Annotated in this window: 2 tRNA genes; both read right to left on the reverse strand. The window is 47.5% G+C overall.

From position 1 onward, the window contains the following. Positions 1–466: 466 nt before the first annotated feature. Positions 467–542: transfer RNA gene (locus ACF8D4_RS11950), tRNA-Ala, on the reverse strand. A 196-nt stretch (positions 543–738) separates the two neighbouring features. Further along, positions 739–815: transfer RNA gene (locus tag ACF8D4_RS11955), tRNA-Ile, on the reverse strand. Between the last annotated feature and the right edge of the window lie 19 nt (positions 816–834).

The raw sequence follows: 834 nt of genomic DNA on the forward strand, positions 1-834 counted from the left end.
CGCTTGTCAGTACTCATGTTGTCGTTATTGTGCTTTTCATTCGTCAGTCATGTAGCGCTGCTACACTCCTTCCTCACTCAAATCACCGCTTAGACACCATGTCGCCTGACTGCGCTGCCTTATCGGCAACATAGCGGAAAACACGGGCTGTATCGCAACCAGCTTAGGTTTACTTGTCTCACCTCCGGGTTAAGGAAGTGGACTCGCCTTGAAGAATTTCCAAAACACTTGATTGAAGTGTTTGAGAACTCAATTTGTATGCATCAAATCCTACTCCGAAGAGAGGTTTTGATGTCTACTATCAGCTTTCCAAATTGTTAAAGAGCGACCTCCATGGAAGGAGGAAGTGTCGAAAATTGTATGGAACAATTTCGACCGGGCTTAAAAAAGCCAAAGATAAATACTGACTTATCTTTGGCGTCTCTCGTCCTTTGTAGAGTGACGGTTCCAGCACTTCCAAAGGAAGTGGTGGAGCTATGCGGGATCGAACCGCAGACCTCCTGCGTGCAAGGCAGGCGCTCTCCCAGCTGAGCTATAGCCCCGTTTCTTTGCGGTTCTTTTTACCGATTTCGTTGTTAGCCTTCGCCTCTTCGCTCGGCTGCCTCAAACTCAATAAAAATCTCTCGCAAACAGTCTTGAACATTGACCTGTTCATTCCTTCGACGCTAGTCAAGGCAAACAGGGAGGAAGTTTACTGGAGTAAACGACGACCTGTTTAACGCAGAATAGCGGAAGAATTGGTGGGTCTGAGTAGACTCGAACTACCGACCTCTCGCTTATCAGGCGAACGCTCTAACCACCTGAGCTACAGACCCCCATGCTCTACTTCTTTTA

The sequence above is a fragment of the Shewanella sp. YQ_9 genome, from assembly GCF_043103185.1.
GTDB classification, from domain to species: Bacteria; Pseudomonadota; Gammaproteobacteria; order Enterobacterales; family Shewanellaceae; genus Shewanella; species Shewanella algae.